This window comes from Telluribacter roseus, from assembly GCF_017355915.2.
Taxonomy (GTDB): Bacteria; Bacteroidota; Bacteroidia; order Cytophagales; family Spirosomataceae; genus Telluribacter.
The window spans coordinates 231,973-258,400 of the sequence record NZ_JAFEUV020000007.1; the positions used below are offsets into that span (position 1 = coordinate 231,973).

At 49.0% G+C, this 26,428-nt stretch carries 20 protein-coding genes; 15 read left to right on the forward strand and 5 right to left on the reverse strand.

The annotated features are described in order from the left end of the window. Positions 1-269 precede the first annotated feature (269 nt). The 10 genes from JTN23_RS14985 (at position 270) to JTN23_RS15030 (ending at position 14,176) form a co-directional block, all read left to right on the forward strand. Positions 270-620 (forward strand): hypothetical protein, encoded by a 351-nt coding sequence (locus JTN23_RS14985; RefSeq protein WP_247235666.1) that lies wholly within the window; start codon positions 270-272, stop codon positions 618-620. 275 nt (positions 621-895) lie between these two features. Continuing rightward, positions 896-3,592: a PAS domain-containing sensor histidine kinase gene (locus JTN23_RS14990; RefSeq protein WP_247235667.1), complete on the forward strand. Its 2,697-nt coding sequence runs from the start codon at positions 896-898 to the stop codon at positions 3,590-3,592. A gap of 320 nt (positions 3,593-3,912) precedes the next feature. After that, entirely contained in the window at positions 3,913-7,953 is a 4,041-nt protein-coding gene (locus tag JTN23_RS14995) for a hybrid sensor histidine kinase/response regulator transcription factor (RefSeq protein WP_247235668.1), read from the forward strand. Between the two features lie 220 nt (positions 7,954-8,173). After that, positions 8,174-8,641 carry a nuclear transport factor 2 family protein gene (locus JTN23_RS15000; protein ID WP_247235669.1) on the forward strand — a complete coding sequence of 156 codons (468 nt, stop codon included), beginning with the start codon at positions 8,174-8,176 and terminating at the stop codon, positions 8,639-8,641. A gap of 59 nt (positions 8,642-8,700) precedes the next feature. Beyond that, positions 8,701-8,871, forward strand: a complete 171-nt coding sequence (locus JTN23_RS15005; protein WP_247235670.1) for a hypothetical protein — start codon at positions 8,701-8,703, stop codon at positions 8,869-8,871. Positions 8,872-9,096: 225 nt separating this feature from the next. After that, complete coding sequence (locus JTN23_RS15010) at positions 9,097-11,520, forward strand: outer membrane beta-barrel protein (RefSeq protein WP_247235671.1); 2,424 nt, start codon at positions 9,097-9,099, stop codon at positions 11,518-11,520. A 255-nt stretch (positions 11,521-11,775) separates the two neighbouring features. After that, positions 11,776-12,612 (forward strand): SGNH/GDSL hydrolase family protein, encoded by an 837-nt coding sequence (locus JTN23_RS15015; protein WP_409049452.1) that lies wholly within the window; start codon positions 11,776-11,778, stop codon positions 12,610-12,612. Positions 12,613-12,766: 154 nt separating this feature from the next. Next, positions 12,767-13,021, forward strand: a complete 255-nt coding sequence (locus JTN23_RS15020; RefSeq protein ID WP_247235672.1) for an autorepressor SdpR family transcription factor — start codon at positions 12,767-12,769, stop codon at positions 13,019-13,021. A 4-nt stretch (positions 13,022-13,025) separates the two neighbouring features. Then, entirely contained in the window at positions 13,026-13,682 is a 657-nt protein-coding gene (locus JTN23_RS15025) for an SdpI family protein (RefSeq protein ID WP_247235673.1), read from the forward strand. A gap of 47 nt (positions 13,683-13,729) precedes the next feature. Beyond that, complete coding sequence (locus tag JTN23_RS15030; RefSeq protein ID WP_247235674.1) at positions 13,730-14,176, forward strand: hypothetical protein; 447 nt, start codon at positions 13,730-13,732, stop codon at positions 14,174-14,176. Positions 14,177-14,264: 88 nt separating this feature from the next. On the opposite strand, the gene JTN23_RS15035 is transcribed toward JTN23_RS15030, so the two are convergent. Beyond that, positions 14,265-15,521: an alkaline phosphatase family protein gene (locus JTN23_RS15035; protein ID WP_247235675.1), complete on the reverse strand. Its 1,257-nt coding sequence runs from the start codon at positions 15,519-15,521 to the stop codon at positions 14,265-14,267. A gap of 211 nt (positions 15,522-15,732) precedes the next feature. On the opposite strand from JTN23_RS15035, the gene JTN23_RS15040 reads away from it, so the two are divergent. Further along, positions 15,733-17,235, forward strand: a complete 1,503-nt coding sequence (locus tag JTN23_RS15040; RefSeq protein ID WP_247235676.1) for a choice-of-anchor I family protein — start codon at positions 15,733-15,735, stop codon at positions 17,233-17,235. Positions 17,236-17,640: 405 nt separating this feature from the next. On the opposite strand, the gene namA is transcribed toward JTN23_RS15040, so the two are convergent. The 4 genes from namA to JTN23_RS15060 form a co-directional block, all read right to left on the reverse strand. Further along, the gene (namA, locus tag JTN23_RS15045) at positions 17,641-18,711 is read right to left on the reverse strand and encodes an NADPH dehydrogenase NamA (RefSeq protein WP_247235677.1); all 1,071 of its coding nucleotides are present in this window, start codon (positions 18,709-18,711) and stop codon (positions 17,641-17,643) included. Positions 18,712-18,883: 172 nt separating this feature from the next. Next, entirely contained in the window at positions 18,884-19,966 is a 1,083-nt protein-coding gene (locus JTN23_RS15050; protein WP_247235678.1) for a spore photoproduct lyase family protein, read from the reverse strand. A gap of 459 nt (positions 19,967-20,425) precedes the next feature. Next, a complete protein-coding gene (locus JTN23_RS15055) occupies positions 20,426-21,361 on the reverse strand; it encodes a carbon-nitrogen hydrolase family protein (protein ID WP_247235679.1) in 936 nt (311 codons plus the stop codon). Positions 21,362-21,426: 65 nt separating this feature from the next. After that, positions 21,427-22,335: a LysR family transcriptional regulator gene (locus JTN23_RS15060; protein WP_247235680.1), complete on the reverse strand. Its 909-nt coding sequence runs from the start codon at positions 22,333-22,335 to the stop codon at positions 21,427-21,429. 96 nt (positions 22,336-22,431) lie between these two features. Here JTN23_RS15060 and JTN23_RS15065 point away from each other — a divergent pair, with 96 nt between their 5' ends. The 4 genes from JTN23_RS15065 (at position 22,432) to JTN23_RS15080 (ending at position 26,423) form a co-directional block, all read left to right on the forward strand. After that, positions 22,432-22,665 carry a CBU_0592 family membrane protein gene (locus JTN23_RS15065; protein ID WP_247235681.1) on the forward strand — a complete coding sequence of 78 codons (234 nt, stop codon included), beginning with the start codon at positions 22,432-22,434 and terminating at the stop codon, positions 22,663-22,665. Between the two features lie 315 nt (positions 22,666-22,980). Then, a complete protein-coding gene (locus tag JTN23_RS15070; RefSeq protein ID WP_247235682.1) occupies positions 22,981-23,289 on the forward strand; it encodes a hypothetical protein in 309 nt (102 codons plus the stop codon). Positions 23,290-23,585: 296 nt separating this feature from the next. After that, positions 23,586-24,845 (forward strand): MFS transporter, encoded by a 1,260-nt coding sequence (locus tag JTN23_RS15075; protein WP_247235683.1) that lies wholly within the window; start codon positions 23,586-23,588, stop codon positions 24,843-24,845. 78 nt (positions 24,846-24,923) lie between these two features. Beyond that, entirely contained in the window at positions 24,924-26,423 is a 1,500-nt protein-coding gene (locus JTN23_RS15080) for an L-fucose/L-arabinose isomerase family protein (RefSeq protein ID WP_247235684.1), read from the forward strand. Positions 26,424-26,428 lie beyond the last annotated feature (5 nt).

A 26,428-nucleotide genomic window follows, 5' to 3' on the forward strand; every position in this document is an offset into this window, starting at 1 on the left:
TTGTTTTTCTTATATAGTAATAAAGCGGCGAAAATTTCGCCGCTTTGTTTTTTGTGATTTCTTTGCCTTACAATCAAATTTTGCTTTGCTACCTCCTATTGTTTATGTTTGCAACGTTGTTGCAAATGTTTGGTGGCGTCTGGTCTTTTTAAAGGGTAATGGCCAGCCGGACTAACCTCATTAGGACAAATCCACTTAAAACAGGGCCTTGGTGGAGGTGGACATCCAGCATTGCTTCTTTTTGATTCCTCTATCTAATCGAAACCCAAATGAGCTTTTCGAAACCATTGGTACTGGTGCTACTAAGTATATTGACGCTCCCGCTTTCCTATGCTCAGGTACCCACTTTAGTGTTTGGCGGGAAGCAGATCCGGCCGGGAACAAAGCTTCAGGTGCTGCTGCCGGTAGTTACAGATAAAGACAGTACTGTAATTCCCGTAACTGTATTTCGTGGAGCCCAAAAAGGCCCGGTGCTGGGCATTACGGCGGGAGTACATGGTTGGAATATGCTCCTATCATGGCGGCGCAGCAGCTACCCAGACAACTGGAGCCACTCAAATCAGGTTATCGCTCGTTGTGGTTGTTTTATTGATGTACATGCCGGTATATTATCTTTTTAAACAAAGCTGCCTGGCAGGCGTTTTGTTCCTAAAACTGTAAGTAGGTCCCCCTTTGCCGATACATTTTACCCTTGTAGTTGCTCAAACTTGCGGCCATTCCAGCTCCTGGTATCTTACTTTTCGAGTACCTTTGACTATACACTCCAGACTCAGATTCTATCAGGCTTCCTTTTATGACTTCTCCCGAATCCAGAAACGAAACCAATTCTTTCTCAAGTTCTCCCAAAGAATCCCATACGATACATACGAGTTCTCCTGCGGAAGCAGAAGCCCTTATGTTAAATGCTATCGAGGCTGCGGATCTGGGCTATTGGAATCTTGATCCTGCTACCAACCAGTTTATCTGCAACGCCCGCACCAAGTCCCTCTTTGGGCTACCGGATCAGGAAGATGTAAATCTGGATATAGCGGTTCAAAGTATTCATCCCCAGGATCGTCAACGGGTAGTTAGTACCATCCAGCAGGCCCTCAGCCATCACAACGACGGCAAATACTACTGCGAATACCGGATCATTCATCCGGTAACTGAGCGTATGACCTACCTGAAAGCCAAGGGGCAGGCCTTTTTTCAGGACGGAAACGCCTACCGGATGAGCGGCATCGTCATGGACATCACTCAGCAGAAAGAGGAAGAGGTACTCGTGGTTCAAAGTGAGGAACGCCTGCAGACCGCTTTACGGTCAGCCGTCACTGGATACTGGGACTACAATATACCGGACGATACTACCATAGCTTCTGATGAGTTAAGAAAGTTATTAAATATACAGCCGGAAGAAGATTTTACCTATCAGACCTTCCTGAGCCGAGTGCATGAACAGGACCGGGCGTATGTAGCCGAACAAAACGAAAATGTACTCAGACAACTTGATGGTCAGCTGGAGTTGGATATTGTGTTCCGGACCCTACCCGTTGATCAGAAAGCTCCTCAATGGCTCCGTTCCAAGGGGCGTCTTCATACCGATGCCGAAGGGAAGCCCGTGCGGCTTACCGGTATTATTCAGGATGTAACAAAGGAAAAGCTGGCCCAGCAGGAGGTTGTGTACCAGAAAGCGGTGCTGGAAGCGCAGAACGAAGCCATTCCCGGAGGTATCCTGATAGTGGACTCTCAGGGGGAAATTATCTCATACAACCGCCAGTACGTGGACATATGGAAAATATCAACTTCCCTGTCCCTATTACAGAGCAACCATATGGATATCATCCGTTTGTACGTGATGAAGCTGGTAGACAATCCCGAGGAGTTTTTCAACAATATAAAAGACGTCTATGAGCAATTCAGTAATGGTCTTCCCATAATTACAACTCTTCCCTGGTCAGAATTGCACCTTACAGACGGTCGGGTCATTGAGCGGCACGGTAAAGCGATCATTGATGAAGATGGCACCTACTACGGATGGACCTGGTACTTCCGGGACATTACCCAGGATAAGAAAGCCCAGGATATGCTCCGGCAGAAAGAAGAACAGTTCAGAACCCTAGCTAATTCAATCTCTCACCTGGCTTGGATGGTCACAGCCGATGGTTGGACGTACTGGTACAATGACCGCTGGTACGACTACACAGGTACTGTTTTTGATGAGGTAGAGGGCTGGAGCTGGGAAAAGGTCAATCACCCTGACCATGCGGAAAGGGTACTTGCTTTCGTAAAGGAAGCCTATCAAAAGGATGAACCCTGGGAGCTGACCTACCCTTTGAAAAGCAGGGACGGGAGCTACCGCTGGTTTTTAACCCGAGCCTATCCTGTAAAAGATAAGGATGGAGTGGTACTAAGCTGGATTGGTACCAATACGGATATTCATAAACAGCTGGAGACCGAAAAAGCCCTTCAGCAGAGTGAAGAACTGTTGCGGCAGGTTTCTGACTTTATGCCTCAAATCGTCTGGGCTACCAATGCCGATGGCTACCACGACTTTTACAACAAGCGGTGGTATGAATTTACCGGCCTCACGTACGAACAATCCCGAGGCATGAAATGGTCAGAGGTACTTCATCCCGACGATTATGAACGTACCTGGCAGGTCTGGAATCAGTCCCTGCAGACCGGTCAGCCCTACCAGGTAGAATACCGGATGAGGCGCTACGACGGAGAATACCAATGGTTGCTGGCGCGGGCGTTTCCGCTTTGGGATGATTCAGGCACTATTGTACGCTGGTTTGGTACCTGTACAGATATTCACGAACAGAAATTAGCCTCTGACCTTTTGGAAGAGATGGTGGCTGCCCGTACACAAGAACTCAAAGGGTCCAATGACAACCTGCGAAAGCTAAATACCGAACTGGAACAGTTTAACTATATTGCCTCGCATGACCTGCAGGAGCCGCTTCGTAAAGTCAGGATCTTTGCCGACCGGATTCGAAACGCGGAGTTTGACACCATGAGCCCCTCCTCCCAGGGTATCTTTGATCGTCTCACCGAATCAGCCGAGCGTATGGCTACCCTGTTGAAAGACCTGCTTGACTACAGTAGTATACAGAGGAAGGAGGTAACTCAACAGGTAGATCTCAATGAGGTGATCCAGGATGTTCAGCACGATCTGGAACTGGTAATCCTACAAAAACAGGCTGTGCTACACCATGACAAGCTCCCTCAGGTACGCGCCTTACGTATGGATATGCATCGGCTGTTTTACAATCTGATATATAACGCGTTGAAGTTCTCCAAAGATGCGGAGCCTCCCCAGGTACATGTAAGCTACCGGACGGTTCCGGCTTCAGCGGCTCAGGCTATGGGCCTGGATATGCCATCAGATTGCCACTATATCAGGGTAGCTGACAATGGCATTGGGTTTGAGCAGGACTATGCTGATAAGGTATTCGAGCTTTTCAAAAGGCTGCACGGCCGTCAAACCTACCCCGGAACGGGTGTCGGACTGGCACTGTGCAAAAAAGTAGTGCAAAATTACGATGGGAGAATATGGGCCATAGCAACTCCAGGAGAAGGGGCAACGTTCCATATTTTGTTACCCGTATAAATGGGAAACCTACCGTAGGAGTATAGCCATTTTATTCATTCCTGAATAATTCCAAAGCTCTTTCGGGTACTCTGACCCGGCCGGCTGCTAATTTGCCTGCTGATTCTGTACGTTCTTCTTGGGCAAAGGCCATTTTGCCCCATAGGATGCTCCATTGAGGCATACATGACTGTTACTGCACATTTGTACTTCCATAAGTAACCGAAATAGGTATACCGTTTAATAAAATGTCTTTTGTTGTGATGATAAAAGACTGTCATATAGGTATATTTGATTCGTTTAGAGGTGGTTACGAAAAAGTTGCTAGTAGCAATTAGGCCATGATGCGATACCTTCTTCCTTTTCTTGTGTCCTTGGTGGCTTCCCTGGTTGTAAAGGGACAGAAAACATCCTATACCTTTGATTATCTCACCACTGAAGACGGCTTATCCAATAACATAGTACGGTGCATTCTGCAGGATCGGGAAGGCTTTATGTGGTTTGGTACCAGCGACGGGTTGAATAAGTACGACGGTCACACTTTCAGGGTATTCAAGCCCGATCCGGCTGATCCGGAAAATTCCCTTAGAGGGGCCGAAGTCTGGGATATTCATGAAGACCGGGCCGGTAGGCTGTGGGTGGCTACCTATGAGGGAGGACTTCAGCAGGTAGATAAACGTACGGGTAAGATCAGATCCTACACCATTGATGCCCGGAAAGCCAGCCGATGGGACGAACTATTTACTATTTCGGAAGATCGTAAAGGAAACCTGTGGCTGGGTACCGAAAAAGGCTTGGTCCGTTTTGATCCGGAAACCCAAAGGTTCAGAAAGTATTCCTCCCCCCGCCTGATTCATACGGAAGCCATGGCTATGTTTCAGGAAGATACCCTGGGTAACTTCTGGGCTACCAATATTGATGGAGTTTTCCGGTTTGACCCGCAGACCGGGAAGTACACCGTCTTTCAGCTGGATAGTTACCCGCCGGATCAACGGCCCATCATCTGGGGACTACACCTGGATAAAGCAGGTACGGCCTGGGTGGTTACTGATGGGGCCGGACTCTTTCGGATGGATACCCATACCGGCCGGTTTAGTCTGTTGTATCCTGAAAAGATACACGATAAGATAAATCCTCTGGGGATTTATGAAACTGGCGGAGAAATCTGGTTATCTACCACGGAGGGGCTGCAATGTATCTCTAAGAAAACAAGTCGTATTACAACGTATCGCTCTGATCCTTCAACTCCTGGTAGTCTTAATAGCAACGATGTTCGATCCGTATACAGGGACCGCTCCGGAAACCTTTGGGTAGGTACCGGACATGGTATCAATAAGTCTGTAGCTACCCGCAAGCCGTTTTTTGTCCATCAGGTCGTTCCTGCTCCCAAACCATTTTATAAAGCAGAAAACCTGATCAACGAGGTACTGGAAGATCAAAGGGGAGATATCTGGATTGGGAGTGCCTACAACCAGGTGATCCACTATGCAGGATCCGATACCCGGAAAAACATCGATCAGAAAAGCCTGCTACAAGTTAAGAAGAAACTAAAAGAAGACGTAAATACCTTTATAGCGAGCAGAAGCGGGCAAATCTGGTTGGCAAGCTCCAGCAGTCAGGTACTTAAATCCATCGATCCTACTACCGGACGGGTGTCTTCCTATCCCTGCCAAATACCCGTTAGAGACCTCGCTGAAGACCCATCCGGCCGGATCTGGATGGGGGGCTGGACCTTGGGCGTGGCTTGCTTTGATCCACGGAGTAAACAATTTACCTACTATAAGCCTTCCCGTGACTCTTCAGGGTTGCTGCCCGCCAGTGTACAGGATATAGTAGCCAGCAGGACCGGAGAAATCTGGATAGCGACCTATGCCGGCATTAGCCGGCTGGACCCCCGAACAGGTACCTTCAGAAACTATGTTCAGAAATCTGGTACTTCGGTCGGTTTTCTGAATGATTATAAGGTAATGGTCCTCTTCGAGGATCAAAAAGGGCTCATCTGGGCCGGAACCAACCAGGGGGGGCTTAATTGTCTTGATCCTGCCACGGATACCTTCACCTACTACACCACCCGGGATGGATTGCCCAGTAACCACATAAGGAGCCTGGCAGGGGACGCTAAGGGAACGCTTTGGATAGGTACGAACCGGGGTCTGAGCAGGTTTGATCCCCGGGCCAAAACTTTCCGGAACTTTGATATCAGCGATGGACTTCCCGACAATGAGTTTTTACACGGAAGCGCATATAGTAGCAGGCGCAGGCTGCTGTTTGGTACCCGCAACGGCTTTACGATTTTTTATCCGGACAGTATTGAAAGTAGTTCGGCCAAAACACCCGTATACTTAACCGGCTTAAAGGTACTGGGTAAGGACCGTGAGCTCCCTGCTGGCAGGATGGAGCTGGCCTATGATCAGAATGCGCTTTCATTTGATTTTGTGGCGATCAATTATGCATCGCCTGGAATGAGTCAGTACGCGTATCGGCTTGCAGGCTTAGATCAAGAGTGGATACACAGCGGTACCAGGAGGTTTGCCAGCTATACCAATCTGGATCCGGGGGAATATGTTTTTAAGGTAAAAGCCAAGAGCAGGGAGGGAGGCTGGGGAGAGCAGATAGCTAGCCTCCCCTTTGTCATACTACCCCCCTGGTGGCAGACCTGGTGGGCCTATGGTCTGTATGGTATGCTGATAGTCGGGCTACTACTGGGGTTGCGACAGTATACCATTAACCGGGAGCGGCTGAAGAATGACTTGATACTGCAGCGGCACGAAGCCGAAAAGATGCATGAGCTTGACCAGCTAAAATCCCGTTTCTTCGCCAATATCTCGCATGAGCTCCGAACCCCACTTACCTTACTGCTAAGCCCATTGGAAACGCTGATAGCGCAGGAACCAAAGGAGGGGAAAAACAGGCAACTGCTACAGCTGATGCTCCGGAACGCCCGGCGCTTACTAAACCTAATCAACCAGTTGCTTGATCTGGCAAAGTTAGAAGCCGGACGACTTCAGCTGCAAACGGTGGCGTTGCCCATTGTCCCCCACCTCAAAGGTGTAGTACTGGGCTTTACCTCCCTGGCGGAACGTACTACTATTCACTTCACCGCTAGCTTCCCGGATAGGAGCCCCATCGTGGTATTTGATGCGGACAAGCTGGACAAAATCGTCATCAACTTGTTGTCTAACGCTTTCAAGTTTACACCAGGGGGAGGGGTAGTCAAAGTAAGCGTGTCTCTGTCGGATGCACCAACGGCAATGCCAGGTCGGCGGATTGTTCTTGAAATTAAAGTAACTGACACCGGAATAGGTATCGCCGAAGAAGAGCGGGAGAAAGTATTCGATCGCTTTTATCAGGTTGATCATGCCCATACCAACGAAAAAGAAGGGACCGGTATAGGCCTGGCACTTACGAAGGAACTGGTAGAACTACACGGGGGCACCATTGAGCTGGCCAGTACTCCGGGGCTGGGATCTACCTTCATGGTTAGAATACCCCTGGACGTAGCGGAGGAGAGCGTAGTAGTAGAGCGGCAGGAACCGGAAGGGCAGGAGGAAATATACTCCGCTATTGGTGAAGAGGAGGCAATGGACCCTACCGGCAATGGCCTCGCTGTGGCCCCTAAGTCCAAAGCGCCGGTGATACTATTGGCGGATGATAACGCCGATGTTAGGTATTTCATACGAGAGCAGATTGGCGCAGCCTATCGATTGATCGAGGCAACCAACGGGGTAGAGGCACTGGCAATGGCTACTCAGTATGTACCTGATCTGATTATCAGTGACATCATGATGCCTCAACTGGACGGCGTTACCTTTTGTCAACGGGTTAAAGCGGATCTTCGTACCAGCCACATACCGGTAATACTTCTTACGGCCAGAGCCGGGGAGGAAAGCAAGCTGGAAGGGTTGGGAACGGGAGCGGACGATTACCTCATCAAGCCCTTCCAGGTGGAAGAGCTGAAGGTGAGGGTCAGTAATCTGATAAAACAGCGGCGGCTACTGAGAGACCGATTCAGCAAGCACATTACTCTGGAGCCCCAGGCGGTGGTGACTGCGTCGGTAGATGAAAAGTTCTTACAGAAAGTCCTGACTTTAATTGAAGACAATATGGCCAACCCGGATTTTGATGTGGATCTCTTTGGCCGTGAAATGGGGATGAGCCGGATACACCTGCACCGAAAGCTGAAAGCCCTTACGGATCAGTCGCCCGGTGATCTGGTTCGTACCATGCGCCTGAAGAAAGCAGCTTCTCTGCTGGAACAAAATAGTGGCAACATCAGTGAAATAGCCTTCGGCGTTGGCTTCAGTAGCCTTACCTATTTTACCCGGTGCTTCAGAAAAGAATTTGGGGTCAGTCCCACCGAGTATCTTCAGCGCCTGCCCTAGCTGGAATGCCTTACTCTGGTAGAGTAGTCATGTCCTTCATTGGCTGCTTGTCGTCCTTTTTTAATACGTGTCCATTTGGTAGTCATCGGGAACAATAGTACTACTATTGGTAACCATTGTACTAACTCTCATTCATCGCTCTGTACTAGGTTTACAACTACGTTTTTGTGCCCTTATGCACAGGATGCTGGATCATTTTAACTCACCTATTTACAGGCTTATGAAAAATATAATGGTAACCATGGTTTGCGTGGTAGCGTGTTTGGCTGCCTTTGGTCAGGATAGATTTGTTTCGTCAAAGCATTCACCAGCTGACGAGAAAGTACTGGCACTTCATGAGGATTTTCGGGAGGCTCTGATTCGGGAGAATGTACCCGCTCTGGAAAAGATCTTCGCAGATGAATTTGTGTTTATCGGCAGCAACGGGAAAAAGTGGCCAAAGAAACAGATGGTTGATCTGTTAAGAGGGGATGTGCTTGATCATCACGCAATACAGTGTGGTGATATCGAAATAAGATCAAATGATAAGGCCGCCATCCTAACGTGTACATGGACTGCCCGTGCCACCTGGAACGAGGGAAACACTTCTACTAAAAGGGATGGCTTACATGCCTGCACCTTTGTGTACCTCAACAAAGATGGGCAATGGCAGATGGTGGCCGCCCACTTCTCGCCCCTGGAGCAGTGACAGTCAGAATGGTGGCTAGTATCGAAAATATTATTCAGAAACTTAAACCCACACCCATCATGGAGCAGACAAATACTTCAGCACCCCCAGTGATAGCCACGGTAGCTATTGATGAATTTAAATCAAGTATACGAGGTACCGTACTCTTTGCCGGTGATGTGGAATATGATCTGAAACGGCAGGTATGGAATGGTATGATTGATAAGCATCCGGCCCTGTCCGGAGGGTAAGCCCGACTATGTTTCCTTAATAAAGGAAGTCTTACATTTTGATTTAGCCGCTATTTAGAGGCAGAGGAGATGCTGAATAGTCCTCTGCCTACTGTCCTATACTTTCTTTCCTCCTGGTAGTAGCTGTGCCTCTGCCAGAGACGTATTGTCCTGCCTGCCCATGTGGTGATATGCCGATTCAGAATCCCCCTTTTTTAGACAAACCCACTAAATCACCCTACTAGTATGAGAGCTTTTCTACGCATTCTCCTACTACCCCTACTGATCCTTTCCTCCATGACCGCTAGTAGCCAGGCTATACGGGGGGAGGTAAAGGATGAAGCGGGTAAGCCATTCCCGATGGCTAATGTACTGCTCCTGAAAGCGGAAGACTCCACCCTGGTAAAGGGTATGGTTGCCAATGATGCTGGCTTGTACAGCATGGACAAAGTACCCAGTGGCAAGTATTTGCTGGCTGCTACGGTAGTAGGCTACCGGAAGGCCTACTCGGCTCCGTTTACCATTTCATCCACTACTGCCGGCCACCAGCTATCACCACTAACGGTACTTCCCGACGCCAGACAGCTCCATGAAGTGACGGTTACAGCGCAAAAGCCGCTGTTTGAGCAGCAGATCGACCGAATGGTTATCAATGTTCAAAGCAGTATAACGGCAGCGGGTAGCACTGCTCTGGATGTGCTGGAGAGATCGCCGGGAATCATGGTAGATCGCCAGAACAACGCTCTGCTGATGAATGGAAAACAAGGTGTAATGGTGATGCTGAACGGAAAGCTTAGCCGGCTTCCCATGGAGGCAGTCATGCAGATGTTGGGTGGCATGAACGCCGGTAACATCGAGAAGATAGAGATCATCACCACGCCACCTTCCGGGTACGATGCCGAGGGTAACGCCGGGCTGATCAACATCGTTTTTAAGAAGAATACCAACTACGGATCCAACGGCACCTACACCATCAACATCGGGTATGGTCGCTTTGAGCGCGTAGGGGGATCCATGAATGTTAACCACCGTTCCGAGAAGATTAATTTATTTGCTGACTATTCGGGACAGATGGATCACTTCCTGATGTTTATGAATACGGATCGGAGTATCAGAGAACCCGTACCTATCGTGACCACGCTTTCGGGGAAACGGGACTTTCGCAACTGGATGCACAATGGACGCGCGGGGTTTGACTATACAGTAGGTCTTAAAACTACGTTGAGTGCTCTGGCTACAGCATTTAGCTTTCGACAAGATCAGCTTGCTTTTAACCATTCACAGATTACAAGAAACGCCCGCCCTGATACCAGAATGGCCATACGCGACCGAGAGCTCAACCACTCCTGGAACTATACCGGTAACCTGAATATTCGTCATAAACTGAGCAGCAGGCAGGAGTTGAATGCTGATCTGGATTATATCTATTTCTTTAACAACAACCCCCACAGCTACCAGTTTTCGTATGACTATATTCAGGAAAACCGGCAGGAAGTGGAGCTCCTTAACAATACCAAAAGAACCCCGGGGCGTTTGTGGGTAGCCAAAGCGGATTATTCGCTGGAAGCAAGCCGAAAACTGAAACTGGAGTCCGGCGTGAAAAGCACTTTTTCCCGCTTTGAAAATGATATTGATGCGCAAAGACAGACGAACGAAGTGTGGGCTGAGGACCCATCCCTTACGATGCATGTGTTAATGGATGAAACCATACACGCTGCCTACGCCAATGTATCGCAGCAGTTGACGGCTAAAAGTAAACTTCAGGCAGGTGTACGGTATGAACATACCGTAACGGATCTCAGGACGTTCAGTCAGCAGCCACTGGTATATCGAAACTATGGCAACTGGTTCCCAACCCTGTTTTTCTCGCAGGACCTTTCCAAAAAGAGTAGCCTGCAGTTTGCCTTCAGTCGTCGGATTACGCGCCCTACCTTCAGAGATCTGGCTCCATTCTTCACCATTTTTGATCCTACATCAACCATTGGTGGAAATGATCGGCTGCTACCGGCACTATCCAGTAATCTCCAGACAACGTACCGCTTCCGGAGCAACTACCTGCTGACGTTTGAGTACACAAACACCCGGAATGCAATCTTCTGGAATATCAAAATCTTACCGGAAGAAAACCGGCAGATCACGCAGCGGGATAACATAGCGCGCGTCCACAACTACTCCGTTTCATTGGGTTTTCCGTTGCAGATCGCTACCTGGTGGCAGATGCAGTTAAATCTGCAGGCGGTTCGTCAGCAGGGACGTACAAAACTAGCGGAGGAAGATATAAACCGTTCCATCCAGTATGGCCGTATCAACTTAACCCAAACATTCCGTCTGCCACAGTACTTTACGGTTGAAGTAAATGGCTTTTACCAGAGCAGGAGCTTGAATGGGATACTGGTACGAAGGCCCTTTGGTTCATTGAATATCGGTGTCCAGAAGAAGCTGAAAGAGCAGGCAGGTACCCTGCGGTTGTCAGCAGAGGACGTCTTATGGACGCAGCGCATGGAGTTTTTCTCCCAGGATACCAGTCAGGGTTATAGCACGAACTTTAATTTTATGATGACGAGCCGGGTTGTACGTCTGACGTACTCGCGGAACTTTGGCAATCAGAATGTCAAAGTAAACAGTAAGCGGTCTACAGGTGCAGAAGAGGAGCGGCAACGGGTAAATTAAAATTTATTTCATCCGATCATTTTTATAGCTATTAATGCTGTGAGAAGCATACAGGCCTGAATGGTTGTCAGTGGGCAACCCTTCAGGCTTTTGTATTTTCTAATGGATGTACATACCGTTGGGTTGATACTTTGTTCTGTCCTTGGTATGGATCAACGCTGCCAGACTTACCGATAGATTTGCAGTATCATGTACTTTTACTCTTAGAGTATAGATTGAACCTATTACAAGTATCGACCTGGTTAGTATCCTTACATGATGTACAGCAAACGACTGCTCCTCCTACTGGTTGTCCTCCTGAGCGTATTCTGCTCGTTCACCCAGAAGCCCCTTACCTGGGTAGCCATTGGCGATTCGATTACCTACCTGAATGAGCACCAGAACGAAACCGATCACCGGATCACGAAGGGGTACATGACCCGGGTTACAGAGAAGCTACCCTATATCCAGTACATCAACCAGGGACACAATGGATGGACCGCCGGACGCATCGCGCAGTCCATAGACCAGCTTGGTATAAGCAAAGCCGACATTTATACCATCTTTCTGGGTACCAACGATTGGTGGGCGGGTAGGCCGGTAGGGCAGTTGCGGGATTACCAGAACAATACCGGAAATGCTACCTTATATGGGTCTTTTCGTATTATCATTGATAAGCTACGCAGTCTGAACCCAGATGCGCGCATTGTGCTGATTACGCCGATGCAGCGGGCGGACTTTGTGTACCTCTTCAACTACAAAAACAATGCGTTTGGCTCCTACCAGGCCAAGAACGGGCAGCAACTGGAAGCCTTTGCGCAGGCGATTGATTCCATTGGCCAGCTGGAGCGGATCCCGGTTATTGACCTTTTCCATACCCGGGGCCTGCGACTGGAAAAGCTGATAAAGTACAAGCGCCTCAAGAACCCCGATACCGGGCAGTATCAAAACTACACCTACCCGGCCTACACCCAGGTACCCTTTAATCCCGAGACGGACGAGTACCCTTATCCACTGGATGCGGTGGCTCAGACCTACGATGGGCTGCATCCTTCGGATAAAGGCTACGCGCTTATTAGCCAGAAACTGGTGAAAGTACTACGGAAGTACTAGCAAGAATTTTACATCTTCATATATAGTTAAATATCTGTTCGTTACTACGCACGGCTGCTTTCTGTCCCCTTCGCAGAATCAGAAAGTACTTGACTTGTATCCAAAGTATTTAGATATTTGCCTAAATATATAATGGTTCAAATGCAATCTCTACATGAATGCAGTTTTTAAGGCTCTGAATGATCCTACGCGGCGTAAGATACTGGAGATGTTAAGGGAGAAGGATATGACCGCCGGGGAAATAGCGGATGCCTTCAACATATCAAAACCAAGTATTTCGCATCATCTGGATCTGCTCCGCCAGGCAGATCTGGTGGTGAGTGTCAAAGAGGGGCAATTCATTAATTACTCCATTAATACAACCGTCATGGATGAGATCATCCAGTGGATCATTCAGCTAAAAAAATAGTACTATGGCAACGAAGGAATTTATAAAGAAAGAGTCTATCATCTGGATCGCCCTTTTGATCCCCATCCTGTACATGATCCTGGTATGGGACCGACTCCCCGAGCAGCTCCCTATCCATTATACCATACAGGGAGAGGTAGATCAATATGGCCCTACCTGGATCATGCCATTGCTCCATGTTGGGTTGTACCTATTGCTACTACTGCTGCCCAGGCTCGACCCCAGAAGAGATAACTTTGCCATATTTGGCTCGACCTGGTACAAGCTGCGGCTGGCGATTATGGTTTTTCTGGGCTACACCACTTCGGTCATTATCACCTCATCCATCGGCTATGAGATCAATGTGATGAAGTGGATTCTGGTAGGGGTATTCCTGCTGTTCATCATTTTCGGCAACTACCTGAGTACCGTCCGACCAAACTGGACAGTAGGTATCCGGCTGCCGTGGACCCTGGAGAATGAAAAAGTCTGGAGAAAAACCCACGCTTTTGCCGGCAGGCTGTGGTTCTGGACGGGAGTCGTGGCAATTTTGATAATTATTGTTCTTCCCACTACAGTTGCTTTACCGCTGCTCTTTACCGCGCTGATGCTCATCGTTATCATACCTATGGTGTATGCCTACCTGATCTATAAGGCCGAAAAGAGACACAACTACGATTAACAGTTTAGAGTACCTTTTATTTAACCCATCTATAATTTACATAAGCTATGAAAAAGACAATATTGATCACTGGACTACTTCTGCCTACTTTGTCATTTGGCCATACTGGTAAGGAAAGCACAGAGCCTGACACGCAGGATACTGCTACCCAAACAGAATATCATGAAGTACAAAGCCGGGCTGGAATTTTCAAGTTAGAAACCCAGATGAACACCGAAGGAATATCCTACAGATTTGCTCCGCTGTCGAAAACCCATACCATCGAATGGGACGAAGTAGAAAAAGCGTACGTAAGGGAGTTTAAGCCCCTCAGGGAGTACGGCGGCTGGGGCATCCGCTACTCGTTCAGCAGGGGCAAGGCTTACTTTATGAAGGGGAACAAGGGTATCCAGCTGGAGCTAAAGAATGGCAAAAAAGTACTACTGGGTACGCAGAATCCCGCGGAAGCCGGGCAGCTACTCCAGCACCTTGAGGAAAATGGTTTTATCAAGTAGTTGTTAGGTATTGTGAGTCGGGCTGGTACCTGTCCTGAATAGATTTGCTATCTGGACAGGTACCAGCATTAGTTTAGGCAGAAAACCACTATTCCACCACCCACCGGTTGACCGTGTTGTGTTTTCCTTCCAGTACGATCTTGTAGAAGCCCTTCGCAAATTTTGCTACATTTACCTGAACCTGCTCATGGGCTACGGGTACTTCGGTAAGCAGGGTATAGGTATCCCTGCCCCCTGTTTCAAACCCATTAGTTGTCGCCAGCCATACTTTTACGGTACCTTCCTTCTCAATAGCTTTCCAGGTAGTAGTTATTTTCCCTTCCTCCTTACGTACCGTAGGGTTGATCAACGACAGCTTTCCCGTCAGGGGTATACCGTCTATTTCAAGGGCCTGATCGCGGGGAATGGATAAATCCAGGTGTCGGACCAGGGTAGGCATTATATCCACGATGGCGGGTAGTACCTGCGTTCCGGTCGTGCCCCGGAAGTAGCTGTTCAGCCCGGTAGCATTGGTGGTGATCCAGGTACTGCGTTCGCGGTCCGACTGGCCGCCGTGGTTTTTGCCGGTATCGGCACTACGGCCGTGGTCGGTGGTGATAAATACCTGCCAGTCTTCTCCAAACTGCTGTTGCCGGTACCTGACCGACTGCCATATCCGCCCGATCTGCTGGTCCATGATCCGGATAGACTCTTCAAAACGTTCACCATCGCCGTAGCGGTGCCCCATATCATCGGTATATTCCAGGTACACCCACGACAGGTCGGGGCTCTCTTCCCGGATGAAGCGGGCCGCTTCGGTGGCTACTTTCTCATCAATCAGGTGGATGTAGTGCGCGTCTTTATCGTGGGGAAAGTGAATGGTATCCAGTTCGAAACCATCAAATGCGTAGTCCAGACGCAGGTGGTTGGTCTGGGGCAGACCCTCGCCGATGAGTTTGGTGCGATTGTCAAGCCAGGTGGAGTATACGGCTGTTTTCTTCTCCGGGTACTGCTCCTCCATGAACCGGAACAGGGTCCAGTAGTGGTAGTTGGGTTCTTTGATCCGGTTGTCCCACACGTTGTGCTTGTTGACCCAGGTACCCGTGAGCAGGCTGTTATAGCCAACCGCCGAGATGGTCGGAGTCTGGGAGTAGGTACCCTTGCCGCCTCCCACGTAGGCACGGGTATAGCCTCCTTCCCGGGCAATAGCATCCAAGTGTGGGGTACTTACTTTTTCAATTACATCGGCCGAAATCCCGTCCACGATAATAAACAGGGCCTTTCTGGAGCCGGTTTGGGCGGGGCTGGTTGGTCCACTGAAAAGGCAAGTGCTAAGTGTAATCAGAAATAAAATTGTCTTGTACATAACTCCGAAGAGGTCTATTGGTAGGATGAGGAAAAGGGCAAAGATCCCCTTATAAATCTAAAACAACCGAAACTCAATATTGCCACTACTTTATAAAATTGTTAAAGATCGTGCCTCCTGATTATGAAATCGTTAAGGTTGATAGAGAGTCTCCTACTCATTTCGTGATGTGAGTAATTTGGCTGCTTCAATTCAACCTACTCATAATCACATGATCTCACACAAGCTACTTATCCGTTTAGCTTTTTTAGCAGTAGTAACGTATGGCTGTACGGACCATGCTCCGCTTGATCCTGTTGCAGAGGATCCCACCACTTTTCAGGAAGTAGCCAGTATTGATCTGGGAGGTACCGGCGCTTCCGAGATATCTGCCTACGATCCCGCTACGCGTCGGCTCTTCACGGTCAATAATGAATCAAAAGCACTCGTAGAGGTGATGGACCTGTCTGCCTTTCCGGCTGTTACTAAATTACAGCCTATTGATGTATCAGCTCTGGGCGGAGTGGCCAATAGTGTGGCTGTGTCAGGCGGTAAACTGGCCATAGCACTGGAGGCCACCAACAAGCAGGCCAACGGTAGCGTAATCATCATCAATACTGCTACCCTCGCCACGATCAGGCAGGTACCTGTAGGGGCTATGCCTGATATGGTTACGTTTAGCCCCGACGGAAACTTTATCGTAACGGCCGACGAAGGCGAACCCAACGGCGACTACAGCGTAGATCCGAAGGGATCTATCTCTATTATCAATGTAGCTGATAATTACAGCGTGAAAACGCTTTACTTCGATGCCTTTGCGGGTTCGCTTCCCCAGTTGGCTCAGGCCGGCTTCCGGGTATTTGGCCCTAACGCCAGCTTTGCGCAGGATATCGAACCCGAGTACGTAGCTATCTCCGATGATTCCAAAAAAGCCTACGTTACCCTGCAGGAGAATAACGGTATTGCCGAAGTGGATCTGGTGAACGGTACGATCCTGAAGCTACACCCGCTGGGCACCAAGGATTATAGTCAGCCTATCAATGCTATTGATCCAAGTGATAGAGACAGTAAGGTAGAACTACGAACCGTACCCATTAAGTCGCTGTACCTGCCGGATGCTATTTCGTACTTTACGGTGAATGGTACTCAGTACCTGATCACTGCCAATGAGGGAGATGCCCGGGAGTACTCTACGTTTGATGAGCAGGCGCGGGTAGGTACACTTAATCTGGATGCTACGGCTTTTGCGGATGCCACTACGCTGAAGCGTCCCGAAAACCTGGGCCGTCTGCGCGTCACTAAGACCATGGGTGATATTGATAATGATGGAGACTACGATGTACTGTATGGATTTGGCGGACGTGGGTTTAGCATCCTGAATGCGGCAACGGGGCAGCTGGTATACGAATCAGGTACCAGCCTGGAGCAGGAGGTGATTAAGGCCGGTCTGTACGATGATGATCGCTCAGATGATAAAGGCGTAGAACCCGAGGGCGTAACCGTAGGCATGATGAATGGCAAGCCCGTGGCTTTCGTAGCCCTCGAGCGGGCAGATGCCATTGCGGTATATGATGTAAGCAATCCGGTGGCTCCTGTATTCCTCAAGCTCATCAAAACGGGAGATGCTCCGGAAGGGGTACTGTTTGTAGCAGCAGACAAGAGTCCATCCGGCAAAAGTCTGCTCATTACCAGCAATGAAGGAGATGGTACTGTGAAGTTCTTTCAGAGCAACTAGTAGTATAGTATAAATTTAGTTATATGAAGTGGTGGCTCAGGTAGAGACCGCCACTTCTTTATGCTATCACGGAAGTAATCTCTGCTGAGAAATAATCCCTTAGACTTTACTTATTATTATGATTTTCGAAGAGTTAGTCCTGCCAGAAGTAGGGTAGGAGCTATTGAGCTAAAATCGTACAGGAATAAATATAACAAAAACAACCTATAGATAAGTATCCATAGGCTGTCCGACATATATCCACACCATTTAATTGAGCCGTAAATCTATACGTCAATAGTATGCAATGCAACTATACGAGAGCTATTTTTTTGATTTTTGTAATATTTACATCTCTATTCAAAAATCATTAAAAAATAACCGGAAGTTTGGGCGGTCCTAACTATCACAAATTGTAATTTTCGGTTAATTCTTCGCCCTTTCGTACTGTACCGGCCACTTTATATCTACGCCTACCTCCTGAGCCGCATGCAGGGGGAAATAGGGATCCCGCAAAAACTCCCGGGCCAGGAATACCATATCGGCCTTTCCATCGGCTATGATCTCTTCGGCCTGCGCGGTTTCGGTGATCATACCCACGGCTGCGGTCCTGATATCCGCTTCTTTTTTAACCTGTTCCGCGAAGGGTACCTGATAGTTGGGGCCTACGGGTATTCTTACCTTTGCAACGTTTCCTCCCGAGGAGCAATCCACCAGGTCCACCCCATAGGGTTTCAGCTCTTTGATCAGTGCCACCGAGTCATCAGCGGTCCAGCCGCCTTCGGTCCAGTCGGAGGCAGAGATGCGTATAAAAAGAGGAAGCTCCTCCGGCCACACCTTACGGATGTCTTCGGCTACTTCCTGAACCAGCCGGATGCGGTTTTCGAAGCTTCCGCCGTACTGGTCGTTGCGATGGTTGCTCAGGGGAGACAAGAACTCGTGCAGCAGGTAGCCATGGGCGGCATGGATCTCCACTACTTTGAAGCCTGCCCGTAAGGCCCGTACAGCCGCATCCTGAAAATCCTGCCGTATTTTACGAATACCAGCTTCGTCCAGTGCCAGGGGAGCGGGGGTCAATTCGGTGAAGGGTACCGCGCTGGGGGCTACGGTTTGCCAGGCCTCGGGATGATCGGGTGGGAGAGCCTGACCGCCTTCCCAGGGCCGCTGATGACTGGCCTTACGACCCGCGTGAGCCAGCTGGATGCCTGCCACTGAACCCTGCGCGTGGATGAACGTAGTTATCCGCCGCAGAACCTCAATGTGTTCGTCCTTCCAGATGCCTAAGTCGCCGGGGGTAATTCTACCCTCAGGACTCACGGCGGTAGCCTCGGTCAGTACCAGGCCGGCACCGCCTACGGCCCTGCTGCCCAGGTGTACCAGATGCCAGTCGGTGGCAAAGCCATCTGTACTACTGTACATGCACATTGGCGAAACTCCAATGCGGTTTTTGAACTCTATGCTTCTTATGGTTAACGGAGAAAATAATGTACCTGACATGATCAAAAGTTTTCAGATAAAAAAGATCTGTTTGTTGTGTAGAAAAGCCCGTTCCGGCCATTTTTGTTCCTGTCTGGTCTGGCTATGAATGAGTCAGGCTCCCCATGTGTACCCGGGGAGCCTGATCTGGATCATGTAACTGGATGTAAAAGTGGTAGATAGAGCCTTAACCTTACGTCCAGTACAGAATGGGAGCATCGGGAAAGCGCCTCTTCAGCTCACTCTGAAAAAAGCTTCGCAGCAGACTCATGGTAGCAGGCGTGTACACGTACTTCTTACCACCAAACTTGGTATACTTGGCTGAGCGGTTGCTTTCGTCGAAGTCAATTAGGGTATTGGGGTACCACTCCTGCAGGAGCGCCTTTGAGCCAGGGGTAAAACGGTGGCTGATCAGCTCAAACGTAATATCGCAGGGGAAGTCCAGCGCCTGCTCCAGACGGTCGAGCAAGTCAGTATACTGCTCCTCCCAATCCGGGATGGGCATGATGGGGGCTATTACCAGACCCACCTTATAACCTCCTCCGCCCTGGGCCTTTGGCAGAGCCAACTTACGAATGGCCTCTAGCCTGGCCTGGATGGAGGCAGTACCCCCTTCCATTCGTCGGGCTATAAACTCGGCGTTGATACTAATCCGTGGCTGTGTATGGCTCTGGTGAGGGAGCTGAAGCAACTCATCCACCTGATCATACTTGGATACCCAGCGCAGGTGCATCCCTTCCTGCTCGCCAAAGAAGCGTATGGTTTCGGCCAGGCTTCCTGTCAGGTGCTCAATGCCCAGCGGGTCGGTGTAGCAGCTGGCTTCGTAGGTAGTAGTCTTACCATTGTTCTTATAGGTGGGCAGGTTGTGAAGTATAGCTGGCAGGTTGGCAAAAGCTCTGATCACTGGTGGTCCCTGCAGGCTACCCGCCAGATAACAGTACTGACAGTGGGCAGGACAACCCTCCGCCAGGTGAAACTGGAAATCTGCCGATGGAGGAATGGGCTGGAGCTTGAACGCACTGGCCGGTGCCGTTACGACCGCCAGAGTATTCTTGGCATTTCGGTACGTTTCCCGTTCGTCTTCGCCCCTGAGTCCTACGAGCCGGTTGTGTTTCAGTACCTGGATAGGAAGTCCCAGCGACTCCACTCTCTCGTATATATGCTGTCCCCACGGCTCATCCAGAGCTGCCGGTGTAAATAACACTTGCTTAGGCATCCATAGTCTGGCAGAACGCTGGTCTACCCGGCTGGGTACTTTCTCCTGAACGATTTCCATTGATTGGTTTTTAAGTTGTGCAGATTGGCTGTTCCGTCAGATACTCTAATTTGTGTCTGTCGGCGCTATATAATAAACAGTTATTCCTGTCCTATAATTCAGGATAATCTGGTTATTGTGCTTTGTAAATTACTGTGGGTAAGGAGGTTATAAATTAATTTTTCTAGGTAGTGTAGGTACTCGCTAAACTGCTGTGTAGTATACTTATAGCAACAGGAGAAAGTCTATGATGAAAGGAACTGTTGGTGGTATGGGCACAAAAAAACCACAGAGTGTTGCTCTGCGGTTTCTTGCTTGACAGGCTAAGAGCCTATTTGCTCAGCGAGTTGGTAAGACTTCCTGCCTATTCAATTTTTTACGGCTGTACACTTCCGGATGAGGGAGTTGACTAAATTAACGTAAGTGTCTGAAATTTAGTTTATTTAGGAATAATAAATTTCTAAAATGTATCCATCAGATTCAATAGGTCCTTATCGAAGGAGGCTGCTTATTCACACTATATTCAAATACATCGGGTCGGGCGTAATGTCCGACGCAGTCAAAGTCCAGCTTACTTTTAGCCAGTACCGAAAAATCAAGTTCAGCAGTCAGGAGTCCCTCTTCATTCCAGAGCGGGCCCGCCAGTACCTCACCCATGGGTGAAATAATAACGCTACCACCCGGACTCATGATATCGGGCTCCCCGGCCAGTTCCGCCTGGTATCTTTCGGGATAGTCCGTACGCCTTACAAACTGGTTGCTGGCCAGTACGAAGCAGCGCCCTTCCAGAGCGATATGCTGCATGGTAGATTGCCAGGAGGGGCGGGCATCAGCCGTTGGAGCCAGGTAGATCTCCACTCCTTTGGTATACATGGACAGGCGGGCCAGCGGCATGTAATTTTCCCAGCAGATCAGGCCACCGATTCTACCCAGGGGAGTATCCAGGGTAGTGAGAGTACTGCCGTCGCTCTCCCCCCAGATGTAGCGCTCCAGACCGGTAGGTTTTAGTTTTCGATGCTTGCCCAGCAGGGATCCATCCTTCCCAAAGTAGAGCAGGGTACAGTACAGCGTACCACCCACCTTTTCTTTTTCGGTTATTCCCAGGCCTACCATCAATCCGGCTCTTCGGATGGCTTCACTGATACGCTGACTATATGCCGACGGTACTTCCAGGCTATTGGACCAGTAGTCAAGCCACTGGTTCCTTCCTTTTTCCGTTCGCTTTCCGACCACAGCATCAAAGTCCAATGCCCGGGGGTAGCAGGGAATGAATGACTCGGGAAATAGCAGTAGTTCGCAGCCGCTCTCTGCGCCCCGCTCAATCCACCTGCATACAATTTCGACCGACCGCTCCAGGTCAAATAGGGCCGGTGTAGCCTGCACTACCCCTACTTTTATTTTTTTATGGTGTATCATGTACTAGTAACGCTTTGATGTTTCGGTAAAGGTAAGGAGCCCGTAGGGTTGAGTATCTACTTTTATCAGGTAGTCTTGAATTTGCCGGCCACTTGCTGTACTTCCCTGAGGACATTATGTAGTACAGGCCGATTGTCTTCCCGGCGCCAGATGACATGCAGATCAACCTGGAAGGGGAGGGTAATAAACCGTACGTTGGGAGGGGCGCTGAAAGAGTAGGAGCTGGGCAAAATGGAAACACCCAGTCCCCGGGAAATCAGACTCAGGATAACCCCGCCAAAATCAGATTCAATGTGAATATTCGGATTTACACCGTAGTGGTCAAAGATCTGCCGCAGGTTGGATACGTAGAAGGTGTTGTGATGCAGGCCGGAAGTAATGAATTTTTCATCTTTCACATCCTGCAGGCCCGTAAAGTTTTCCTGGGTCAGGGGGTGACTCTTGGGCACGATCAGGGCGAAGTGCTCCGAGTAGAGCCATATCGACTGCAGAGCCGGATTGACGGCCGGATCGCGCCGGAAGGCAATGTCCATCTGGTAGTTTAGCAGCAACTGCTCAAAGCTGATGTCCGTCGGCTCAAACAGCTCTACTTTCAGGTCAGGAAATAGCTGATCGATGCTGGCGATGAGCTCCTGCAGGAACCCGTACGTAACCGAACCCGGGTACCCGATACTAATAGTACCGTAGGCACCCTCATGGATCCGCTGGGCCTGGCGATGGATGCGGCTGATCTCATCCATCATGGGGAGCCACTTGTCCCGGAGGAATGCTCCGGCTTCCGTTAGCTTTACCCTACGTTTATTCCGTTCAAAAAGCGTTACACCCAGCTCTTCTTCCAGGGCTTTGATCTGCCTGCTCAGGGCCGACTGGGTAATATACACCTTCTCGGCTGTATTCCAGAAGTGTAGCTCCTGGGCCAGCGTCAGGAAGTTCCGTATCTGCTGCAACTCCATCCTGTGATCTGTTTTATGCATTAGTTAATCTCAAAATAGCATTTTATAGGCCGTATTTTCACTCTTTTTTTGCAAAAAAGTAATTAAACCATGTTCTCAATACTACTAAGAAGATATTTGGTAGAATCGGTTGGCTGGGCGGGAGCGGTATTTTCGCTGTCGGCTTACAGCCTCAACAGCCTGAATATTATAAGCAGCCAGTCGCTGGAATACCTGGTGATGAATATGTTGGGCTGCTGCTTCCTTATTGTCTATGCCGTATATAAAAAAGCGCACGCCAGTTGGGTGCTCAATTCTATCTGGCTCCTGATGACGGCGGTAGCTTTGATCCGAATCTTTATGGTATCGTAGCCTTATCTCACTAAAAGTTTAACGTACATCTTACATTCACATCTTTTTCTTCATACGTGTTCGTAGGGTAGGGGATGGGCTTATTAGTTAGCCCTTTCATACTTTCCCTAATTGTTCCGATCCATTTTTTTATTAATACTTGCTTTACAATCTATATCTATTTTTGCGCATGTGTGTGCAGAAGTAGATATATCTATATATATAGTAATACATAGAAGTATGTAACGACTCAATATATTAACGTGATGAGCGCGTTATAATTTTGATTTCTTAAATGTAGTTCCTATATTTACCATTATCAATTTATACACAGCTATGCCCAAACTAGACCGCTCTGAATTCAAGTACAATGCCAAGGTATTCGAAAAAAACTGTCTATGGTGCGGTACCTTGTATTTTGCCAGCCGCTCTACGGCTAAGTACTGCTCATCCACCTGCCGGGGGTATGCCAACCAGGCCAAACACTCGGAAGAAGCCATCCCCTACGACGAAACTGATAAAATGATATCGGCCCTGCTTTCAGAAAATGCCTACCTGAAAGGTCAGCTCAACCGGTACATTCTCGAAAACGAAGAACTTAAAAGACAACTGGGGGAACAGTATAAGCAACGGAATGAAAGCTAGTTGACTACTACCTCACTATAAGCATTAGGGAGCCTGTCATATCTAAGATCCGACAGGCTCCCGACCTGTTTCATGTATAGGTTGATGCAAACCTGTTGATCAGCTTCCTCTACCCATTTTTCCGGACCCTGTCTTCCCGGTCATCTTCTCCATGTCTCCCCGCTGAGGACATGAAAGTACTCTTTAACGCTCCCAAATAAGTTTATTTCAACTTTTTGAAAATTTAATGCTACTCTATTGACTTTTATAGAACTAACTTATAGCTTTGTTACATCTTACTTAGTGCGTTAAGCTATATGAAAACTTCGTCTACCCGCTGGTTCATAGTTTCCCTCCTGTTTGTAGCTACTGGTCTGAGTTTTCTGGACCGGCAGGTGTTATCGATAGCGATCATAAAGATCCAGAAAGAGTTCTCTATCTCAGATGTCGAATACGGAATGATCAATACCAGTTTCCTGATCAGCTACGCACTCATGTTTACGTTGGGAGGTAGGCTTATCGATAAGATTGGGGGTAAAACAGGATTAGCTCTTTCGGTTGGTGTATGGTCAATTGCCAACTGTCTCCACGGATTTATGACTAACGTTTCACAACTGCTGGCTTTTCGGTTTTTGCTGGGTATGGGTGAAGGAGGCTGCTTTCCGGGAGCCGCTAAAACCGTATACGAATGGTTTGACAAAAAAGAGCGGGCGCTGGCTAATGGCATTGCGATTGGTGGCTCGGCCATAGGAGCGGTGATCGCACCGCCACTGACGATATGGATCGCCGACTTTTACGGCTGGCGGGGTGGATTTATACTACCTGGTTTGGTCGGATTGATCTGGGTGGTAGTATGGCTACTTATTCCGTGGAAAAAAGTAGCCCGGAATGTAAAGTCAGCAGCTACCGAACCCGCAGAAGCAAAGAAACCAGCCACACCTCTACTGCAACTATTCAAGAACCGGGAGGTATGGATCCTAATCATTATTCGCTTTCTGCTGGATCCGGTGTTTTACTTCCTGATGTTCTGGATCCCCAAGTACCTGAGTGAAGTCCGCAACGTATCTTTTGAAAGAATTGGCAGCCTATTCTGGATACCCTTCATGGCATTGGGGGTTGCCAATATACTGGGAGGCTGGCTTTCGGATAAGCTTGTCAAAAGGAGGGTATCCATCAACAAAGCCCGTAAAACCATTATGGGATTAGCCGCCGCCCTTACGCTGGTAGCTCCCATGATCGAATGGGTCGCTTCTGTAGAGGTAGCCATAGCCCTAATGTCAGTATTCATGTTTGCCCATGGGTTTTGGATCACCAACTACATCACCTCTATTTCTGATCTCTTCGGAGAAGGCGCTACCTCCACGGTGGTGGGTCTTAGTGGTACCGCCGGAGCTGTATCGGGGCTTATCCTTAATCCACTCATGGGACTTATTATTCAGAACTACTCGTACCGTCCGCTTTGGATAGCCTCGGGCCTTATGTACCCACTGGCCTTTATCGTATTTATACTCTTTATTCCCAAAATAAAACCGCTGTATGAACAGGCATTCCGGTCATCAGAGCCTGTCAATGCCTAAGTACATGCGCTTCACTTCTTCCTAAAAAAATTTGTCCAAAATAACTTAGTGCACTAACCGCACATAACTTTAAGAAATATGAATAACAATACAGAAGCACAGGTACTCCCTGAGGAGAATAAGATCACAATCCAGCACCGCCAGCGCAACAAAGCCAGAATAGGGGTTTTTGGGGTAGGGTACTTTAAGTACTGGGCACAATTTGATGGTCTGCTGGATCAGCTCCTCCAGAAGCAGGAAGTCTTTCTGGATAAAATACGGGCAGGTAGTGATGTGGAAGTAGTAGACTTCGGTCTGGTAGATGATGCGACCAAGGCATACGAGCTGGTACCTAAGCTGAAGGGAGCCAATCTGGACCTTATCTTCTGTGACATGCTTACCTATGCCACCTCCAGTACATTCGGAATTATCATCAAAAGCATTGACACACCCATTGTACTGGTAGCCCTGCAACCGGATAAGGCACTAGACTACGCAAAGGCTTCCACCTACTTACAACTCTACAACGACGACATCTGCTCCTTACCTGAATTTGCCGGGGTAGCCGTCCGGATGGGCAAGAAAGTGCCTGAAATGATCATCGGTACCCTACACGACGACGCCGCAGCTGAGGCGGAAATTCAGGAATTTTGTCGGATTGCCGCTGTACTGCACGATCTGAAAACAGCCCGCATTGGTCATATTGGTCACCCGATCGAGGCCATGCTGGATATGCATTCTGATTCTACCATGCTCACGGCCCATTTCAGTCCGCACATCGTGCAGTGCGAGGCCCACGAGATAGTTACCAAGTTCCGAGCCGCTACCGAGGCGGAGATTGAACCCGTCAAGGAGCGAATCCTGGATTTCTTTGATACTCCGGACCCGGTATCCGATCCGATATCCGAAAAACTGAAAGAATCGGATCTGCACGTTGCCGCCCAGGTAATGGTAGCGCTTGAAAAATTTGTAGAAGAAAAAAAACTGGACGCGCTGGCCTACTACTACGACGGGGAGGATAACAGCGATACCCGGCTGGTCATGTCCAATCTGATCGTAGGCAACTCACTGTTAACCGGTGCCGGTTTTCCTATGTGCGGGGAGTCAGACTTGAAGACCTGCATTGCCATGCTTATCATGGAGCGCCTGGGTATTGGCGGAAGCTTCGCGGAATTTCATCCTGTTGACTTCAGGGAAGACTTCGTCCTGGTAGGACATGATGGTCCGCACAACATTGCCATTGCCGAAGGACGTCCGGTGCTGCGTAGTCTGAAAAAGTACCACGGCAAGCCCGGCTTCGGGGCAGGCGTAGAATTCCAGATCAAAGAGGGGCCCATAACCATGCTCAGCATCAGCTCCACCTACGAGGGCAAATTCAAGTTTGTGATTGCCGAAGGAGAATCCATCAAAGGACCCATACCTCCCACCGGGAATACCAACACCCGCGGTTTCTTCAAGCCGGACGTGAGGACTTTCCTGAAGCGCTGGATGATGGAAGGCCCCACCCACCACTTTGCGCTGGGTACCGGCCACCACGCCCGGACGATTCAGAAGATAGCCAACTACCTCAACATTGAGTCAGTCATCATTGATCAATAGTACCT

What these genes read in the sequence shown, in the direction of transcription:
- JTN23_RS14985 (WP_247235666.1), top strand. Translation starts at nt 270, where the DNA reads ATGAGCTTTTCGAAACCATTGGTACTGGTGCTACTAAGTATATTGACG.
- JTN23_RS14990 (WP_247235667.1), top strand. Translation starts at nt 896, where the DNA reads ATGTTAAATGCTATCGAGGCTGCGGATCTGGGCTATTGGAATCTTGAT.
- JTN23_RS14995 (WP_247235668.1), top strand. Translation starts at nt 3,913, where the DNA reads ATGATGCGATACCTTCTTCCTTTTCTTGTGTCCTTGGTGGCTTCCCTG.
- JTN23_RS15000 (WP_247235669.1), top strand. Translation starts at nt 8,174, where the DNA reads ATGAAAAATATAATGGTAACCATGGTTTGCGTGGTAGCGTGTTTGGCT.
- JTN23_RS15005 (WP_247235670.1), top strand. Translation starts at nt 8,701, where the DNA reads ATGGAGCAGACAAATACTTCAGCACCCCCAGTGATAGCCACGGTAGCT.
- JTN23_RS15010 (WP_247235671.1), top strand. Translation starts at nt 9,097, where the DNA reads ATGAGAGCTTTTCTACGCATTCTCCTACTACCCCTACTGATCCTTTCC.
- JTN23_RS15015 (WP_409049452.1), top strand. Translation starts at nt 11,776, where the DNA reads ATGATGTACAGCAAACGACTGCTCCTCCTACTGGTTGTCCTCCTGAGC.
- JTN23_RS15020 (WP_247235672.1), top strand. Translation starts at nt 12,767, where the DNA reads ATGAATGCAGTTTTTAAGGCTCTGAATGATCCTACGCGGCGTAAGATA.
- JTN23_RS15025 (WP_247235673.1), top strand. Translation starts at nt 13,026, where the DNA reads ATGGCAACGAAGGAATTTATAAAGAAAGAGTCTATCATCTGGATCGCC.
- JTN23_RS15030 (WP_247235674.1), top strand. Translation starts at nt 13,730, where the DNA reads ATGAAAAAGACAATATTGATCACTGGACTACTTCTGCCTACTTTGTCA.
- JTN23_RS15035 (WP_247235675.1), bottom strand. Translation starts at nt 15,521, where the DNA reads ATGTACAAGACAATTTTATTTCTGATTACACTTAGCACTTGCCTTTTC.
- JTN23_RS15040 (WP_247235676.1), top strand. Translation starts at nt 15,733, where the DNA reads ATGATCTCACACAAGCTACTTATCCGTTTAGCTTTTTTAGCAGTAGTA.
- namA (WP_247235677.1), bottom strand. Translation starts at nt 18,711, where the DNA reads ATGTCAGGTACATTATTTTCTCCGTTAACCATAAGAAGCATAGAGTTC.
- JTN23_RS15050 (WP_247235678.1), bottom strand. Translation starts at nt 19,966, where the DNA reads ATGGAAATCGTTCAGGAGAAAGTACCCAGCCGGGTAGACCAGCGTTCT.
- JTN23_RS15055 (WP_247235679.1), bottom strand. Translation starts at nt 21,361, where the DNA reads ATGATACACCATAAAAAAATAAAAGTAGGGGTAGTGCAGGCTACACCG.
- JTN23_RS15060 (WP_247235680.1), bottom strand. Translation starts at nt 22,335, where the DNA reads ATGCATAAAACAGATCACAGGATGGAGTTGCAGCAGATACGGAACTTC.
- JTN23_RS15070 (WP_247235682.1), top strand. Translation starts at nt 22,981, where the DNA reads ATGCCCAAACTAGACCGCTCTGAATTCAAGTACAATGCCAAGGTATTC.
- JTN23_RS15075 (WP_247235683.1), top strand. Translation starts at nt 23,586, where the DNA reads ATGAAAACTTCGTCTACCCGCTGGTTCATAGTTTCCCTCCTGTTTGTA.
- JTN23_RS15080 (WP_247235684.1), top strand. Translation starts at nt 24,924, where the DNA reads ATGAATAACAATACAGAAGCACAGGTACTCCCTGAGGAGAATAAGATC.